We start from the raw sequence: 15,301 nt of genomic DNA on the forward strand, positions 1-15,301 counted from the left end.
CATGCGCGTCAAAGCCGCCAATATCATTTATATCCGCCAACAACTCCGTCAAGCCCTGGAAGGAATTTGGGAACAGCCGCTGACCGTGGTGGAAGCGCCGATGGGCTACGGAAAAACCACTGCCGTCAAAGACTTCTTACAAGGCAGTGACGCCAACGTGTTGTGGCAGACGCTGGCCGACACCTCGGCCAGCGGTTTTTGGCGCGGCTTCTGCCGTCTGCTGAAAAAAAACGACGAGAGCCGTGCGAACCGCCTGGCCGAACTGGGCGTTCCCACCGACAGCGTGTTTATGGAAGCGGCGCTGGAGCTGATCGGCAATATCGTATTCGCCGGACGAACGGCCCTCGTGTTCGATGATTACCACCTGCTCGCCTCCCCGCCTGTCGATCAATTCATCGAGCGCCTGGTGAAGACGGCGCCGACTAATCTTTATATCATCCTCGTCTCCCGGACACAGTTCGGGGAAAACACGACCGAACTGGCCCTCAAAGGGTTTTGTCAGGTCATCGGCAAAAGCTGTTTCGAATTTGCCGAAAAAGAAATCATCGTCTACTACAAACTGTGCGGCATCCGTCTCCGGCCCGGCGAAGCCGCCGCGCTGTACGCCTATACCGAAGGCTGGATCAGCGCGCTGTATCTCAGCCTGCTCACCTTCGCCCGCGAAGGAAAGGTTGAGCGGCAGGCCAGCCTGCCCGAACTGCTGGAGAAAGCCGTCTACCGGCAGTGCCCGCCGGCGGTAAAGGAATTTTTGCTGACCATCTGCGTGTTCGACAGCTTTACCCTGGCGCAGGCGAAAGCGCTGTGCCCGCAGGAAAACGCCGGGGAGATCGTCAGCTATCTCATGGCCAACAATGCCTTCATCAAATTCGACCCTTACAACCGGACCTATCAGCTGCACAATATCTTCACCGGTTACCTGCGGGAACTCTTAGAACAGCAGGGAGCGCAGCGCCGGCGGGCCGTTCTGCAGGCGGCGGGAAGCTGGTACCGGGAGAACAGCGACTACATCCACGCCATGGACTGCTTTTATGAGTCCGGTGATTTCGACCAGTTATTGCTGGCCTTTGTCCTGGATACCGGCCGCAGTACCAATATTGAACATAAAGAAACACTCATTCGCTATTTTACAGACTGCCCGGCAAAAATAAGAAGAAACCATCCGGCAGCCTGCCTGCTCTATGCCCAAAAGCTGTTCGCCTTTGATGAAAGAGACCTGTATGTCGCCGCGTGCCGGGAAGCCGGTACCTATATTGAAACCGTTCCCGACGAAAAAACAAAACGACATTTGTTAGGCGAGTTTGAGCTGATTATGAGCTTTGCCAAGTACAATGACTTGTGGGCCATGGCCGAGCATCACGCCAAAGCGTACGAACTCTTGGACGGACCGGCCCGGTTTTACGACGACAATCTCAGCTCGCCGTCCGTGCTGTATCTGTTTTACCGGCAAAGCGGGCTGCTTGATCAAACCGCACGGGATTACGCTGCCTATATGCCGCGTTACTGCCGGATTACCTCCGGCCATGGCGCCGGTGCCGAATACGTGCTGCAGGCGGAACTCTCTTTTCACCGGGGCGACTTTGAACCTGCCGACATTGCCCTCCATCAGGCCCTGCAGTCGGCCCAGGACAACGGGCAAAGCGCCATCCGGCTCTGCGTCCTGTTCCTGCAGAGCCGGCTCGCTTTGATCGCCGGCGACCTGCCGGCGGTATGGGAGCTTTTGCGGCAGCTGCGCGCCGAAATTGATGAGTACGGACATTACCAGCACGCCCATACCGTTGATTTATGCGAAAGCGTCATCTACGCCCAGTTGGGGCAGGCACAAAAAATCCCGCCCTGGATTGCGGGCGGGGATTTGCCGGCAAGCCGGCTGCCGCTGCTGAACCACACCTTTTTCAACATTGTCTACGGCAAGGTCCTGCTGCTCAGCGGACAGGAACTGAAGCTGCTCGGCTTGACCGGCCACTTTCTTGACGTGGCCGGCACCTTTCCCAACCTGCTCGGCCAGGTCTACACCCATATCTATGCGGCGGCAGCCTATCACCGCCTGCACCATCCCCGGGAAGCGCAGGCGGCGCTCCGCCAGGCGGTAGACATAGCCGCCGCCGACCAACTGATTATGCCGTTTGTGGAAAATGGGGCAGACCTCGCGCCTGTTCTCCGCGAACTTGCCAACGACGACCGGTATGCCGGTTTTATCCGTAACATCACGGCGACGTACGCCGCCTTCGCCCCCAAACTGGCCGTCATGCGGGCCGCGGGGGTCCCCGGCGACGACCTGGCAAGCCTCACCGCCCGCGAGCGGGAAATCTCCGGTCTGGTTGCCGCCGGGCTGTCCAATCAGACCATTGCCGGAAACCTGGTCGTCGCCGAGGTGACCGTCAAAAAAGCGCTGCAAAACATTTACGCCAAGCTGGGCATCGCCAACAGAGCGACATTGGCGCGGCTGATAATGGAGCGAAACTACCGGGAACCATAAAAGACTCTACTTTCGTATAGTATCTTTCAAAAGTCCTTCACTTTATGATAAAGTGAAGGACTTTTTTTATTGGCGTAATAGTCTAAGTCTCATCATTACGAGAAATTTTGCCAAAGGAGGTTTCTATGAAAATACTCAAAGCAGTGCCTGCTGCCGGTTACTGTATCACGATTTATTTTGACAACCACCACTCCGTCACGCTGGATATGAAAAGCAAGCTGGAGACCGTCCGCTTCTCCAGCCTCCGGGACGAGCAGGTGTTCTGCGCCGCCCGGACCGACGGCAAAGCGGTGTACTGGCCGCGCGGCATCTCCATGGCCGTCAGCGAAATTATCGAGCTGATCGCCAAATAAAACCGCTGCGATATATGGAGACTTCATTCAGACGGCGTTTTAACGCCGCCTGAATTGCAGTCGCAATGATCCAGGGACTTAGCCGCTCTTTACGCGCCGCTTGTAGAAGCGGGAGTAGTAGAGCGGGTTAGCCATCGGATAAATTTTTAAAAAACAAAGAAAGGGAGTATCCCATGAAACCATACTGTTGGCATCCAGGTAAAAAATTCATCGCCTTTACCGCCCTGTCCGTTTTTTCGGCCGCCCTGCCGGCCCTGGCGGCCACCCGGCCCGACACCGGCACCATCCTCGACAATGCAAAACCGCCGGCGGCGCAGCAGCCGATTGAGCGGCAAACCCCCGCTATCGCCGTCGAAGAACAGCCCGTTGCCCCGGCAGCCGACGGCGGTCAGAAATTTTTTGTCAGCGCCTTTCGTATTCGCGGCGAAACGCCGGTGCCGGCGGATGAACTGCTAAAGATCGTGCAAAACGAAGCCGGCAAAGAAAGTACCCTGGGTGAACTGAACCGGCTGACCGGCAAAATCACCCAGTATCTCCGCTGGCAAGGCTACCTCGTCGCCTTTGCCTACCTGCCGGCCCAGGATATCCGGGACGGCGTCGTCGAAATCGCCGTCGTCCCCGGCACCTACGGCCAGGTGAACATTACCGGTAACGGCCCTATCGCCCCGGACCGCTTGCGCGCCATGCTGTTCGCCGCCCGTCCGGGCGCCGTCATTACCCGTGAGCCGCTCGAACGGGCCTTGCTTCTCATCAACGACCTCGCCGGCGTCCACGCCCAAGCCACCCTGTCGCCCGGCAAAGAGGCCGGCACCGCCGACCTGACCGTAGAAACATCCGCCACGGCCAAAACCAGCGGCGCCCTCTACAGCGACAACTGGGGCAGCCGCTACACCGGCCGCACCCGCTACGGCACCCAGCTCCGTATCAATAACCTCAGCGGCGCCGGCGACGCCCTGACCGTAGGCGGGATGACCACCCGCGACGGCATCGACAACTACAATTTCGGCTACAATATCCCCGTCGGCGCCGACGGTGCTACGTTTGACCTCAGCTACTCCCATGTCGGCTATACCCTCGGCGACAGCTTCGCCTCCTTAGGTGCCACCGGCCGGGCGGCCGTCACCGGCTACCAGCTCTCCTATCCGCTTACGAGGAGCCGCAGCGCCAGCCTGTACGGCAGCTTCGGCTACGACCATAAACAGCTCCGCGACGACCTGACCGGCTACGGCAGCTACAATCCCCGCACCAGCGGCCTCTGGCATATCGCCCTGTCCGGCAATAGCGCCGACACCTGGCTGGGCGGCGGCACCAATTCGTTCAGCCTCACCCAGTACTGGGGCAGCCTTGATCTCACTGACGCGGCCTCCTTGGCAACCGACGCCGCCACCGCCCAAACGGACGGTCACTTCACTAAGACAGTGTTAAATTACCGTCGTCAGCAAGCAGTGGCGCAAAACCTCAACTTCAACCTCAGCTTCACCGGCCAGCTCGCCGGTAAAAACCTTGACTCCTCCGAAAAGCTCTACCTCGGCGGCGCCGACGGCGTCAGGGCCTACCCGCAGGGCGAAGGCGGCGGCGACCAGGGCTACAAGCTGACCGGCGAACTGCGCTGGCGGCTGCCGGCCGCTTCGTCCGGGCCAAACAATCTCTACCTCAACACCTTCTATGACTACGGCAGCGTCATGACCAATAAAGACCCCTACGCCACCGGCGACAACCGCCGCAGCCTGGCCGCCGCCGGCTTGGGACTGCTCTGGGTGCAAGGCAGCGACTTTACCGTCCGCCTCGACTACGCCTGGAAAGCCGGCCATGAGACTACCACCGCCGACACCGACAAAAACGGCCGTTGCTGGCTGCAAGCCGTCAAATATTTTTAAAGGAGGATACATTCATGCAACGCAAATGGAAACGACGCTGGCAGCGTCTGACAAAAAACCTGCTGCCGCCTCTGGCCGCCGGACTGCTGTTTCTCAGCAGCTACCACCCGGCTTTCGCCAATCCCACCGGCGGCACGGTGGTCAGCGGCAGCGCCGCCATTACGGCGAGCGGCGCCACCACCACCGTCACCCAGACCACCGACAAAGCCATTTTGAACTGGCAGAGCTTTTCTATCGCCAGCGGCGAAACGGTGAACTTTATCCAGCCGTCGTCTTCCGCCGTGACCTTAAACCGGGTCATCGGCACCGACGCTTCCAGCATCTACGGCACCCTGACCGCCAACGGCAAGGTCTTTCTGATTAATCCCAACGGGATTTTGTTCGCTTCCGGATCGCAGGTCAGCACCGGCGGCCTGGTAGCCTCGACTCTCAATATCACCGACAGTGACTTTCTAAACGCCAACTACACCTTTAGCGGCACTGCCACCAACGGCGTCACCAATCAGGGGACGATCACCGCCGCGAGTGAAGCGGTGCTGATCGGTCCGCAGGTCAAAAACGAAGGCGTCATCGCCGCCAAGGTCACCGCCCTGGGAGCCGGCCAGGCCGTCTCGCTCGATTTTAGCGGCGACAGCCTGCTAAATCTCACCGTCGACACCGGCGCGGCCGGCGGCAGCGCCACCAACTCCGGCACCATCACCGCGAGCGGCGACCTGGTCGTCATGACCGCCGGCACCAAGGACGCGCTGCTCAACACCGTCGTCAACAACAGCGGCGTGATCAGAGCGCAGAGTGTCAATAACGTCAACGGCGTCATCCGCCTCGAAGGCGGTACGGTGGTCAACTCCGGTACCCTCGACGCCTCGGGCAAAACCAGTGGCCAGACCGGCGGCACCATTAAACTGCTGGGCGACACCGTCACGGTGCAAACCGGCTCTATCCTTGACGTCTCCGGCGATGCCGGCGGCGGCACGGCGCTGATCGGCGGGGCCTACCAGGGCGGCAGCAGCGAATACCAGGCGACGAATACAACGGTGGAACAGGGCGCAGCCATCACCGCCGACGCGATTACCAGCGGCAACGGCGGCCAGATAGTGGTCTGGGCCAAGGATACGACCCAGTTCGCCGGGGCGATTTCCGCCCAAGGCGGCAGCCTGTCCGGTGACGGCGGCAGTGTGGAGACGAGCGGCAAACAGTCGCTGAAAGTGGCCGATACGGCCAGCGTCAACACCACGGCAGACAAGGGCAAAACAGGCAGTTGGCTGTTAGATCCGGCCGACTTCATCATTGCCGACACCGGCGGTGACATGACCGCAACCTCGCTGCAAACGGCGCTGGCTACTACTGACGTCACCATTAGCACCGGCAGTTCCGGCTCCACCGTCACCAGCGTGTCCGGTACTACGACCGGCGAGCTGAACAGCGGCAGCAGCGGCGACATCACCGTCAACAGCGACCTCACCTGGACCAGCACCAATACCCTGACGCTGTCGGCCTATAACAACATTAACCTCAACTCTTCCATCACCGCCACAAGCGGTGGCCTGACCCTGGCGGCCAACACCTCGACCAGTGGCAACAGCACAACAAGCGGCATCATCACCCCGGCTAACGGCAGCAGCATCAGCGTCGGCACCTTTATTCTGCAGAGCGGCACCTGGCGGGAAATCACCGCCAGCCTGTCCAGCTTCACCGCCACTGATTTTCGCATCAACGGCGGCACCTTTATCCGGGCGCTGGACGGCGACGGCACCAGCAGTGACCCGTACCAGATCGCCGACGTCTACGGCCTGCAGGGCATCGGTTCCTCCGGTATGCTGGGCAACGATTACACGCTGGCCAATGACATCGACGCCAGTGGCACGGCTTACTGGAATGCTTACGTAGACAGTGGCATCACCGAATACTCCGGCTTCACGCCTATCGGCACCTACGGCAATGCTTTCACCGGCACCTTCGACGGCCTGGGCCACACCGTCAGCGCTTTGACCATCAACCTGTCTTCTTCCAACGCTGTTTACGCTGGCCTGTTTGGTTATACCGGCAGCGGCGCGACGCTGCAAAACGTCGGTCTTTTGGGCGGCTCGGTTTCCTCCTCCTCCTCCTCCTCCTTCTCCGCCGCTGGCGGTCTTGTCGGCGTCAACTCCGGCGCCATCACCAACTCCTACAGCACCGGCTTGGTTTCCTCCTCCGCCGCCTCCTTCTCCTCCTCCTCCTCCGCCGCTGGCGGTCTTGTCGGCGTCAACTCCGGCGCCATCACCAACTCCTACAGCACCGGCTTGGTTTCCTCCTCCGCCTCCTCCTACTCCTACTCCTCCTACTCCTACGCGGGCGGCCTTGTCGGCTATAATTCCGGCGCCATCACCAACTCCTACAGCACCGGCTCGGTTTCCTCCTCCGCCGCCTCCTCCTACTACTCCTCCTACTCCACCGCTGGCGGCCTTGTCGGCTATAACTCCGGCGCCATCACCAACTCCTACAGCACCGGCTCGGTTTCCTCCTCCGCCTCCTACTACTCCTACGCTGGCGGCCTTGTCGGCTATAACTCCGACGCCATCACCAACTCCTACAGCACCGGCTCGGTTTCCTCCTCCGCCTCCTCCTCCTACTACGCTGGCGGCTTTGTCGGTTATAACGACGGCTCTATGACCAGCAGCTACTGGGATGTCGACACCTCAGGCCAAGCAATTGGCCTCGGCTACGACAGCCTTGATCAAGCCGCCAACGTGATTGGACTGTATTCATCGGCTGCCAGTCTGGCCGCTGATTCCACCCGGAAAAGCGCTTTTGCCGCCACAAGCTACAACTGGGGCAGCGACATCACGGACACCGGCAGTGTCAGCGCGGTCTGGCGCATCTATGACGGCTATACCTATCCGCTGCTTGAGAGCTTCCTGACGCCGGTCACCGTAACCGCCGCCACCACTACCTATAATGGCTCCGTCAACGGCACGGCCTCCGGCTACACCCTGTCCGACTCTAACGCCACTAGTGGCGTGTCCGGCAGCCTCAGCTACACCACGGGCAGCAAAAACGCTGGCACCTATTCCACCGCCGACGGCAGCCTCACCTTAAACGGCCTTTACTCCAATCAGCAAGGCTATGATATCAGCTATGACGGCACTCTGACCATTACCCCCGCTGCCCTCACCGTCACCAATCTTACGGCAAACAACAAGGTTTACGACGGCACCACGGCCGCCACCGTATCCGGCACATTAACCGGCACGATCTACGGCAGTGACGCTGTCACGTTGGGCGACGGCACCTTTAGCGACAAAAACGCCGGCACCGGCAAGACCGTGACTGTCACCCTCGCCGGCGCCGACGCCGCTAACTATACCGTCAGCACCACCACGACGGCCGATATCACCCAGGCCGCCCTCACCGTCACCGCCAACAGCGCCAGTAAAACCTACGATGGCCTGGCCTATAGCGGCGGCAGTGGCATTACCTACTCCGGCTTCGTCAATAACGAGGACAGCTCCGTGCTGACTGGTGCTCTCGCTTACTCCGGCTCCAGCCAGGGTGCGATCAACGCCGGCTCCTACGACATTACCGCCAGCGGCCTGTCCTCCGGCAATTATACCATTAGCTATGTTAACGGCACCCTCACCGTCAACCCCGCCGCCCTTACCGTCACCGCCAGCAACGCCGCCAAGACCTACGACGGCCTCGCCTATAGCGGCGGCAGCGGCGTCACCTACTCCGGCTTCGTCAATAACGAGGACAGCTCCGTGCTGGGCGGCTCTCTCACGTACGGCGGCACAGCCCAGGGAGCGGTCAACGCCGGCTCCTACACCATTTCAGCCAGCGGCCTGTCCTCCGGCAATTATACCATTAGCTATGTTAACGGCACCCTCACCGTCAACCCCGCCGCCCTTACCGTCACCGCCAGCAACGCCGCCAAGACCTACGACGGCCTCGCCTATAGCGGCGGCAGCGGCGTCACCTACTCCGGCTTCGTCAATAACGAGGACAGCTCCGTGCTGGGCGGCTCTCTCACGTACGGCGGCACAGCCCAGGGAGCGGTCAACGCCGGCTCCTACACCATTTCAGCCAGCGGCCTGTCCTCCGGCAATTATACCATTAGCTATGTTAACGGCACCCTCACCGTCAACCCCGCCGCCTTCACCGTCACCGCCAGCAACGCCGCCAAGACCTACGACGGCCTCGCCTATAGCGGCGGCAGTGGCGTCACCTACTCCGGCTTCGTCAATAACGAGGACAGCTCCGTGCTGACCGGCGCCCTCACTTATGGCGGCACGTCCCAGGGAGCCCTTCGCCCCGGCAGCTATACCATCACCCCCGACGGCCTGACCGCCGCCAACTATGCCATCACCTTTGTTAACGGCACCCTGACCATTACCGGCCGGATGGCCGACCCAACCTATGACGGCGCCGTCCTGCACGCCGAACATCTGGCCGGAGCCATGCCCGGCGGCGCCGCCTTTTCCGGTCTCAGCGGTTATCTGACCGGCAGCGCTAATCTCTACGCGCCGCTGACCATCATCGGCAGCGGCATCAACACCGGAGGCTATCCGCTGACTGTCCTGACTCCCGCCGGCCTCGCCAATTCTGCATCATCAACAGGAAGTGAAACTGAATGAACAAAGAAATTTTTGCCGACGGCGTCAGCGCCGTCCACGTCACGGGCAACCTGGTCCGCATCGACCTCATGACCGTGCAGCCGCAGCTCAAAAGCGATAACGGCCAGCCGGTGGTCGAAGTCAACCAGCGTGTTATTCTGCCGCTCGACGGCTTCGTCCAGGCGCTGGCCATTCAGCAGGATATCGTCCGGCAGCTCACAGCCGCCGGCGTACTAAAACAAACGAACGCTGCCACAGCGGCAGCGATACAACAAGGAGACTGATCAACATGCAACCATCCCGGAACAAGCGAATAGTCCCGGTCCTCCTGGCCCTGTGCCTTCTGCTGGGCGCCTGGGGCACGGCGCAGGCCGCCCCGGCCACAGGTCCGGTAGGCTATCTGGACTTTATCACCCTCATCAACCAGCACCCCGACACGGCGGCGGCCAATACTGCACTACAAGCCGAGCAAGAGAAGGTCCGGCAGGAATTTGACAGCAAAGCAGCCGGCTTAAACGAGGTCGACAAACAGAACCTTGCCCGCCAGCTTGACCTGCGCGTGGAGCAAAAGCGCCAGGAGCTGCTGCGGCCGATTGCCGCCAAGGTTACGGCGGCTGCCAATGAAGTGGCCAAAGCCAAAGGACTGTCCATTGTCATCGGCAAACAGGATGTCGTCTGCGGCGGCGTGGACATCACCGCCGACGTGTTGAAAATCATAACCGTCAAATAAAAAAAACTGCGCGGCAGGGAGTTTTCCCTGCTGCTTCCGGAAAGCGGGCCCCTACGCACGGCTTTGTCGGCACGCAACGCGAAGGGCCGGCCGGGAATATTCCCGACCGGCCCTTCGTACACCCAGACGTACGGCTTATTCCGGCTGCCTGTCGAGGCCGGCTGCCGGACAACCCGCCTTTGCGAGGTCTGCAGCCGTCGCCGCTTCCTCAGTTGTCTCGCGCACCAGCGCGCCGTCTATCGCATCTTCCGTCGTCGCCTCAATCCGTTCCCGATCGGCCGGCGGCGGGCCATACACAGTCTTTAGCATCATTTCTTCGTGACCTCCATCCTCTCGACGCAACTGCACATCTGATTGATGGCGCTGGTCAGCTCGGTCAGGCGCTTTTCCAGCCTGACCAACAGATAGAAGGCTACTGCCATGGGAAAACCGTAAGTCGCCGTCAGGCGGGCCAACTCTTCCATCTGCAGGGCCTCCTTTCCCGCATTAGCTCAACTCGGTGATCGCCAGTTGACGAAGCTGCGCTTCCTTGGCGGTCACCAAATCGCCGCTGGTGGCGGCAAACACATTCTTAGCAATAATCGTCGCCATCACTGCCTGAGCCTCGGCCAGCGTCACCCCGTCCTTGGGGTCTTTCACCACCACCGTCACCTCTTTGTTGCCCTCGGTGATAAATACCAGCTCCAGCGTCTTGGTATTGGTATCAGCCATCCTGTTCCCCCCTTCCTATCATTTGTTAAAAACTTCCCCTTGCCCTTACTCACTCAGCAGGATGGCGTTGTCCACCCGCGCAATCTCCGCCAGTGGATACGCCTGCAGTCCCATCAATGCCACCGCGACATCAAACAAATCCTGGTCGGTTGCCGCCGGTTTGCCGGTATAGTTCCGGGTCACATAGGCCGGACTGCCGGACGTGGTCACGCCCTTTTGCAGCTTAATGGCGATCGTGCTGGTTTGCGGTAACTTTACTACGGCCACTGTCTCTCGCCTCCTTTCCTTCCCGGATAATCCCACGCAAAAGGCACACCCCGGGAGGTGTGCCTGATTTGCGCCTGGAACGGATTATGACAAGCGCGGCCGAAAAACCGCGCGGGTCATCTACTTTTTGCCCGTTCCAGGAGCATTATTTCATTTTGTATTTATTATATAAGCAATTCGCAATATTGTAAAGTATTTTCTACCTGTACAGCAACGGGAACCCCACCGGCGGCATCAACAATCCTCGCCTCGCCGTTAAAAACCACTACCCGGCCGCATAATCGGCCAGCCCGCCGGCCATGGCCACGGCCGCCGCCAACTGTCCGGCATAACTGGTTAAGAGCGACCGGTCCGCCTCATTGGAGATAAAGGCCACTTCCGCCAGCACCGCCGGGCAGTCCGTTTCCCTCAGTACCTGGAGATTAGCCTCTTTCACTCCCCGGTCGGCAGTATTGAGTTCGGCCACCAGCCGGGCCTGCAGGCAGACTGCCAGCCGTCGCCCCCATTTGCTGCCCGGATAATGATACACTTCCGTGCCATGGGCCGCCGGGCTGGCAGCACTGTTGGCGTGAATGCTGATAAACACATCCGCCCCGTTGACGTTGGCCAATTCAGCCCGGAAACCCAGGTCATCGGTCGCAATATCGCCCGTCCTGGTCAGTATGATTTCATGCCCCGCATCGGCCAGTTGTTCGGCCAATAGCTTGGCAATCGCCAGTACCACATCGCACTCCCGTATACCGACAGCGCAGGCGCCCGGTTCCACCGGCCCGGAATGGCCGGGGTCGATGACAATTTTCATTTTTCTTTCTCACCTCTTTATCGTATGTCCGATCGTATCCCATCTGGCGTCAGACAGAATAATCCCCACACAGGCAAGCCCGCCCGCTCCGCATCCCTGCGGGCGGCGCTGCAGCCGCTGCCGCGTCTTCCGCCCGCCGTCCTCGGGCTGCTCCGCTCAGTGCCTTACAGACGGATACCGCTCTATGGCCGGTCGTCCGCTCCTTGCGGCGTTTCGCTGGCGCTCCACTCTCCTCATCCGCTCCCGTCCGTCCACCGCTGACGCTTAAAGCCGTATCCTGCCAGGCGGCATCCGTCTGCCTGGCAAGGGAGCAGGCCCGCAGCTCTCTGACGCTCGCCGCCGACCTGCTGGGGGCGACGGCCACCCATCCCTAACCCTTCCCTGCCAGGGAAGGGAAGGCGGCCATCCGCTAATGGCCTTTATGTCCACGCCCGCCCCCTTGGGTTCGCTCCGCCGGGCTAACGCTGCGCTGGACATAAACAAAACATTAGCGGACGTCCACCGCTGCTGACGCAGACCTTCGCCCTGGCTCAGGGTTGATGGACCCACCCCTGAGCCCTCCCGCGAAACGGGAGGGGAAGAGGAAACGCCGCCCAGCGGCACATTCTGCCGCTGCCGGTACAAGTAGTCATCAATATAAATCATAGCCGCCAGCAGCAGCGCCTCCTCCAGGCTATATTCCCGCGTCCGGCCGCTCCTGAGCAGTTTTGCCGATAAACAACGCCGCAAACTTCGCCAGTTCCCGATGCATCCGCTCCGGCATCGCTACCGCCAACGTCTTACTTTCCATCACACAACACCTCTGTCTGATTGGCTACCCCGGCCGGGCCAGGCCCAGCCTGTCCAAAAACTCAATATCCCGGACCACCACCTCGGTCACTTTCCGCCGCTGCCCGTCTGCTCCTTCTAGCTGCCGCGTATGCAGCCGCCCTTCAATCGCCACCCGGCGACCACCTTGGCCCGCCTGACCAATCTGCTCCGCCAGCGCATCCCAGGCGACGCAGTCAATCGCGTCGGTTTCCTCCCGCACCCTGGTCTTAAAAGCAACGGTCAAAGAAAAAGAACAAACCGCCTTGCCGCTGTTGGTTATGCGCATGTCCAGGTCCGGGGACAAGCTTCCCACCAGAAAGACCTTATTCATGCCCATCCTCCCCCTTGTTGTCCACATAGTCACAGGCTCTATTACTATTATTGGTTTACGTTTATAAATAAAGTTTACGTTTAAATAATGTATTCAGGTTGCCAATCATAATGATTGACAAATCCGGTTTTGCCATTCCATTTGCCATTCATTATGATTGGCAAATGGGCTTTACTAAAGTCAATCGCGGTTTATCCACAGGGTTATCAACAGATTTATCCACAGCTTTGCCACTCAGTGGGTGCAGTTCATAATACGGTGCCAGCCGGCCGGGGCGGGGCGTATGAACTAAGAGGCCGACCGCCACCAGCTCGCCTCGGGCCCGCGACAGCGTCGCATAACTATAACCCAAAAACCCTAACAGTGTACTGGCTGCCAAGGTCAGCCGGGGCGGCCAGCCGGCCCGGTTAAACAGGTGCATCAGTACACCCCACAAGGCCTGCGCCTCACTCGAAAGCGGACGCGTCAAGAGACGGGCATAAAAACTGTTGAGCTCGGCAATGTAATTCATGGCCCCGCCCACTTCCACCGGTAAAAGGTTTCTTTGTATCGCTGGCGCCCGGTTTTCACGGCAGGATACGTTTCAATCCGGCCGTATTCACGCCCGTCTTGGCGCTGGTCCGCCGCCGCAGCCACTCATTGGCGGCCTCCACATGAATTAAAAAACGGTTCCCCTCCTTCGACGCCGGAAAGTCCGGCAAATAGCAAAACTCCCGTACCCGGTTCTGGCCAATACCGGTCATGGCCGCAAACTCCTTGACCGTGACCACCAGTTTAGTGTTTGTCATGGTGCATCCTCTCCTTTCAGTGAATTAACGCAATTAATCATTGCATTATGTAATAATCATAGCAGTCATTTGGTAATCTTTCAATACGTTTTTCACTTTTATATTTACAAATCGTACTTTAACAATTACAATGTGGGTAGCAGCTCTTTTTATAGTGTGTGCAAATCAAACATGATGGTGTGTGAAAAAACATGAGCAAAGAAATAGGAAAGCGCATCCGCGCTGCCCGCGAACGGCTCCACCTGTCCCAGGCCGCCCTGTCGGACCTGATCGGGGCCGGCAATCAGTCCACGGTGGCCGGCTGGGAGCGGGGCCGCACCGAACCCGACGGCGAAACGCTGGCCCGCCTGGCCGTTATCTTAAAAGTCTCAACCGACCACCTCTTAGGCGTCGACGCCGGCGTGTTATCCCTACCGGCCGACGTCACTGACCTGGCCAGAGACATTGCCGACCTGCCACCCTCAGAGCGGGCCGTCATTGAAAAAATCGTGGCGGCCTTAAAAGCCGAAGACAAAGACAAAGTTGTCCCTGGTTGACCGGTGGATACGCAATATGTTATATCCCGGCGGCAAGCGCCGTTTGCATAGGTACATAGGATAAAAGGATGGTGTGTGAACATGGCGCATGCGGCAAAGTGCCTGCGTGGCTCCGGGACGCCGCCGTAGCAGGGACAAGCCCTACCGGCTATTCCCCGGAGCAATCAGCCAGCAAAGGAGGTGTGTGACATGGAACAACGCAAATACGGCAATGGCAGTATCTATCGACGTCAGGACGGCCGCTGGGTGGTCGCCGTCTGCGGCCGCGACCCTGTGACTGGCAAGCCCGTTCGCCAGTATCGCTATGGCAAAACCAAACAGGAAGCGCTGCAGAAAAAAATGGAGCTCCTTGCTAAAAACAAAGAACTCCCTGCCCCTTCCGGCCTGACTGCCAGTCACAGCTAGGCTGTACCTGTAATTCGTTGCAAACCGCATGCGGTGGCAACGGGTTATACAACAACAGCGTGCAGCCGCCCTTGCCACCGACATCGACGAAGGTGGTGTGTGCTCATGGCTAAACGGGCTAATGGCGAAGGAACCATTTGCAAACGCAAAAACGGCCTCTGGATGGCGGCCGTCATCATCGGTCGCGACGCCGCGACCGGCAAACCCGTCCGCAAGTATTGCTACGGCAAGACCAAAGGCGAAGTCCAGCAGAAAAAAGACGCCCTGCTCGAACGGAGCAAAGGGCCGGTCTTTATTGACGCCGACAAAATCACCGTCGGCCAGTGGGTGGAAAAATGGCTGACCATCTACGCCCGGGCCAGTGTCCGGGGCAATACCTACATCGGCTACCGCTCGGTGGTCAACAACCATATCCTGCCGCTGTTAGGCGAGATTAAACTGCAAAAACTCAGGGGGATTGATATTCAAAACATGGTGAACACCATCAAAGACAACGGCGGCGGGCCGCGCCTGGCCGAACTTACCTTTGCCGTCCTGCGCGCCGCCTTAAACAAAGCCTTTAACGAAGAAATCCTGCACCGGCTGCCGTTTAGAACGGTGTCCCTGCCCAAGAAGAAGCGCCGCAA

The 15,301-nt window shown here is 59.5% G+C and carries 18 protein-coding genes (1 of these 18 cut by a window edge); 9 read left to right on the forward strand and 9 right to left on the reverse strand.

The window, feature by feature from the left end:
* Position 1: 1 nt before the first annotated feature.
* The 6 genes from SATMO3_RS26445 (at position 2) to SATMO3_RS26470 (ending at position 10,025) form a co-directional block, all read left to right on the forward strand.
* Positions 2–2,476 (forward strand): LuxR C-terminal-related transcriptional regulator, encoded by a 2,475-nt coding sequence (locus SATMO3_RS26445; RefSeq protein WP_371373370.1) that lies wholly within the window; start codon positions 2–4, stop codon positions 2,474–2,476.
* A 125-nt stretch (positions 2,477–2,601) separates the two neighbouring features.
* Entirely contained in the window at positions 2,602–2,829 is a 228-nt protein-coding gene (locus SATMO3_RS26450; protein ID WP_090939587.1) for a DUF2442 domain-containing protein, read from the forward strand.
* A gap of 173 nt (positions 2,830–3,002) precedes the next feature.
* Positions 3,003–4,706, forward strand: coding sequence for a ShlB/FhaC/HecB family hemolysin secretion/activation protein (locus SATMO3_RS26455; protein ID WP_371373372.1), 1,704 nt, complete (start codon positions 3,003–3,005; stop codon positions 4,704–4,706).
* Positions 4,707–4,720: 14 nt separating this feature from the next.
* Positions 4,721–9,316 (forward strand): beta strand repeat-containing protein, encoded by a 4,596-nt coding sequence (locus tag SATMO3_RS26460; protein WP_371373374.1) that lies wholly within the window; start codon positions 4,721–4,723, stop codon positions 9,314–9,316.
* Positions 9,313–9,579, forward strand: coding sequence for a hypothetical protein (locus SATMO3_RS26465; RefSeq protein ID WP_371371729.1), 267 nt, complete (start codon positions 9,313–9,315; stop codon positions 9,577–9,579). The genes SATMO3_RS26460 and SATMO3_RS26465 overlap by 4 nt, the downstream gene beginning before the upstream one ends.
* Before the next feature lie 5 nt (positions 9,580–9,584).
* Complete coding sequence (locus SATMO3_RS26470; protein ID WP_371371730.1) at positions 9,585–10,025, forward strand: OmpH family outer membrane protein; 441 nt, start codon at positions 9,585–9,587, stop codon at positions 10,023–10,025.
* Positions 10,026–10,160: 135 nt separating this feature from the next.
* On the opposite strand, the gene SATMO3_RS26475 is transcribed toward SATMO3_RS26470, so the two are convergent.
* The 9 genes from SATMO3_RS26475 to SATMO3_RS26515 all read right to left on the reverse strand — a co-directional run bounded on the left by SATMO3_RS26475 (position 10,161) and on the right by SATMO3_RS26515 (position 13,734).
* Positions 10,161–10,337 (reverse strand): hypothetical protein, encoded by a 177-nt coding sequence (locus SATMO3_RS26475; protein ID WP_175490583.1) that lies wholly within the window; start codon positions 10,335–10,337, stop codon positions 10,161–10,163.
* Positions 10,334–10,489 (reverse strand): YvrJ family protein, encoded by a 156-nt coding sequence (locus SATMO3_RS26480; RefSeq protein ID WP_090939604.1) that lies wholly within the window; start codon positions 10,487–10,489, stop codon positions 10,334–10,336. Before SATMO3_RS26480 ends, SATMO3_RS26475 begins: the two co-directional genes overlap by 4 nt.
* 22 nt (positions 10,490–10,511) lie before the next feature.
* Positions 10,512–10,736, reverse strand: a complete 225-nt coding sequence (locus tag SATMO3_RS26485; RefSeq protein ID WP_371371731.1) for a DUF2922 domain-containing protein — start codon at positions 10,734–10,736, stop codon at positions 10,512–10,514.
* Positions 10,737–10,781: 45 nt separating this feature from the next.
* Positions 10,782–11,003, reverse strand: coding sequence for a DUF1659 domain-containing protein (locus tag SATMO3_RS26490; protein WP_090939609.1), 222 nt, complete (start codon positions 11,001–11,003; stop codon positions 10,782–10,784).
* Positions 11,004–11,268: 265 nt separating this feature from the next.
* The gene (locus SATMO3_RS26495) at positions 11,269–11,805 is read right to left on the reverse strand and encodes an N-acetylmuramoyl-L-alanine amidase (protein WP_371373377.1); all 537 of its coding nucleotides are present in this window, start codon (positions 11,803–11,805) and stop codon (positions 11,269–11,271) included.
* 49 nt (positions 11,806–11,854) lie between these two features.
* Positions 11,855–12,169 carry a hypothetical protein gene (locus SATMO3_RS26500; RefSeq protein ID WP_371371732.1) on the reverse strand — a complete coding sequence of 105 codons (315 nt, stop codon included), beginning with the start codon at positions 12,167–12,169 and terminating at the stop codon, positions 11,855–11,857.
* 450 nt (positions 12,170–12,619) lie between these two features.
* Positions 12,620–12,946 (reverse strand): single-stranded DNA-binding protein, encoded by a 327-nt coding sequence (locus SATMO3_RS26505; protein ID WP_175490584.1) that lies wholly within the window; start codon positions 12,944–12,946, stop codon positions 12,620–12,622.
* A gap of 151 nt (positions 12,947–13,097) precedes the next feature.
* Entirely contained in the window at positions 13,098–13,457 is a 360-nt protein-coding gene (locus SATMO3_RS26510; protein ID WP_371373380.1) for a hypothetical protein, read from the reverse strand.
* A gap of 55 nt (positions 13,458–13,512) precedes the next feature.
* A complete protein-coding gene (locus SATMO3_RS26515) occupies positions 13,513–13,734 on the reverse strand; it encodes a helix-turn-helix domain-containing protein (RefSeq protein WP_090939623.1) in 222 nt (73 codons plus the stop codon).
* Between the two features lie 191 nt (positions 13,735–13,925).
* On the opposite strand from SATMO3_RS26515, the gene SATMO3_RS26520 reads away from it, so the two are divergent.
* The 3 genes from SATMO3_RS26520 to SATMO3_RS26530 form a co-directional block, all read left to right on the forward strand.
* Positions 13,926–14,270, forward strand: a complete 345-nt coding sequence (locus SATMO3_RS26520; protein WP_090939626.1) for a helix-turn-helix transcriptional regulator — start codon at positions 13,926–13,928, stop codon at positions 14,268–14,270.
* 189 nt (positions 14,271–14,459) lie between these two features.
* Complete coding sequence (locus SATMO3_RS26525) at positions 14,460–14,675, forward strand: hypothetical protein (protein WP_371373382.1); 216 nt, start codon at positions 14,460–14,462, stop codon at positions 14,673–14,675.
* A 105-nt stretch (positions 14,676–14,780) separates the two neighbouring features.
* Positions 14,781–15,301, forward strand: the 5' end (the start) of a protein-coding gene (locus tag SATMO3_RS26530; RefSeq protein ID WP_371373385.1) for a tyrosine-type recombinase/integrase. 658 nt of this gene lie beyond the right edge of the window; only the first 521 of its 1,179 coding nucleotides appear in the window; it begins with the start codon at positions 14,781–14,783; its stop codon lies beyond the right edge, outside the window.

This window comes from Sporomusa aerivorans (assembly GCF_041428895.1).
GTDB classification, from domain to species: domain Bacteria; phylum Bacillota; class Negativicutes; order Sporomusales; family Sporomusaceae; genus Sporomusa; species Sporomusa aerivorans.

Excerpts from the sequence above, each read along its gene's own strand:
- SATMO3_RS26470 (WP_371371730.1), top strand. The coding sequence starts at position 9,585 with ATGCAACCATCCCGGAACAAGCGAATAGTCCCGGTCCTCCTGGCCCTG.
- SATMO3_RS26485 (WP_371371731.1), bottom strand. The coding sequence starts at position 10,736 with ATGGCTGATACCAATACCAAGACGCTGGAGCTGGTATTTATCACCGAG.
- SATMO3_RS26450 (WP_090939587.1), top strand. The coding sequence starts at position 2,602 with ATGAAAATACTCAAAGCAGTGCCTGCTGCCGGTTACTGTATCACGATT.
- SATMO3_RS26510 (WP_371373380.1), bottom strand. The coding sequence starts at position 13,457 with ATGAATTACATTGCCGAGCTCAACAGTTTTTATGCCCGTCTCTTGACG.
- SATMO3_RS26460 (WP_371373374.1), top strand. The coding sequence starts at position 4,721 with ATGCAACGCAAATGGAAACGACGCTGGCAGCGTCTGACAAAAAACCTG.
- SATMO3_RS26525 (WP_371373382.1), top strand. The coding sequence starts at position 14,460 with ATGGAACAACGCAAATACGGCAATGGCAGTATCTATCGACGTCAGGAC.
- SATMO3_RS26495 (WP_371373377.1), bottom strand. The coding sequence starts at position 11,805 with ATGAAAATTGTCATCGACCCCGGCCATTCCGGGCCGGTGGAACCGGGC.
- SATMO3_RS26480 (WP_090939604.1), bottom strand. The coding sequence starts at position 10,489 with ATGGAAGAGTTGGCCCGCCTGACGGCGACTTACGGTTTTCCCATGGCA.
- SATMO3_RS26465 (WP_371371729.1), top strand. The coding sequence starts at position 9,313 with ATGAACAAAGAAATTTTTGCCGACGGCGTCAGCGCCGTCCACGTCACG.
- SATMO3_RS26515 (WP_090939623.1), bottom strand. The coding sequence starts at position 13,734 with ATGACAAACACTAAACTGGTGGTCACGGTCAAGGAGTTTGCGGCCATG.
- SATMO3_RS26505 (WP_175490584.1), bottom strand. The coding sequence starts at position 12,946 with ATGAATAAGGTCTTTCTGGTGGGAAGCTTGTCCCCGGACCTGGACATG.
- SATMO3_RS26445 (WP_371373370.1), top strand. The coding sequence starts at position 2 with ATGCGCGTCAAAGCCGCCAATATCATTTATATCCGCCAACAACTCCGT.
- SATMO3_RS26520 (WP_090939626.1), top strand. The coding sequence starts at position 13,926 with ATGAGCAAAGAAATAGGAAAGCGCATCCGCGCTGCCCGCGAACGGCTC.
- SATMO3_RS26455 (WP_371373372.1), top strand. The coding sequence starts at position 3,003 with ATGAAACCATACTGTTGGCATCCAGGTAAAAAATTCATCGCCTTTACC.
- SATMO3_RS26475 (WP_175490583.1), bottom strand. The coding sequence starts at position 10,337 with ATGATGCTAAAGACTGTGTATGGCCCGCCGCCGGCCGATCGGGAACGG.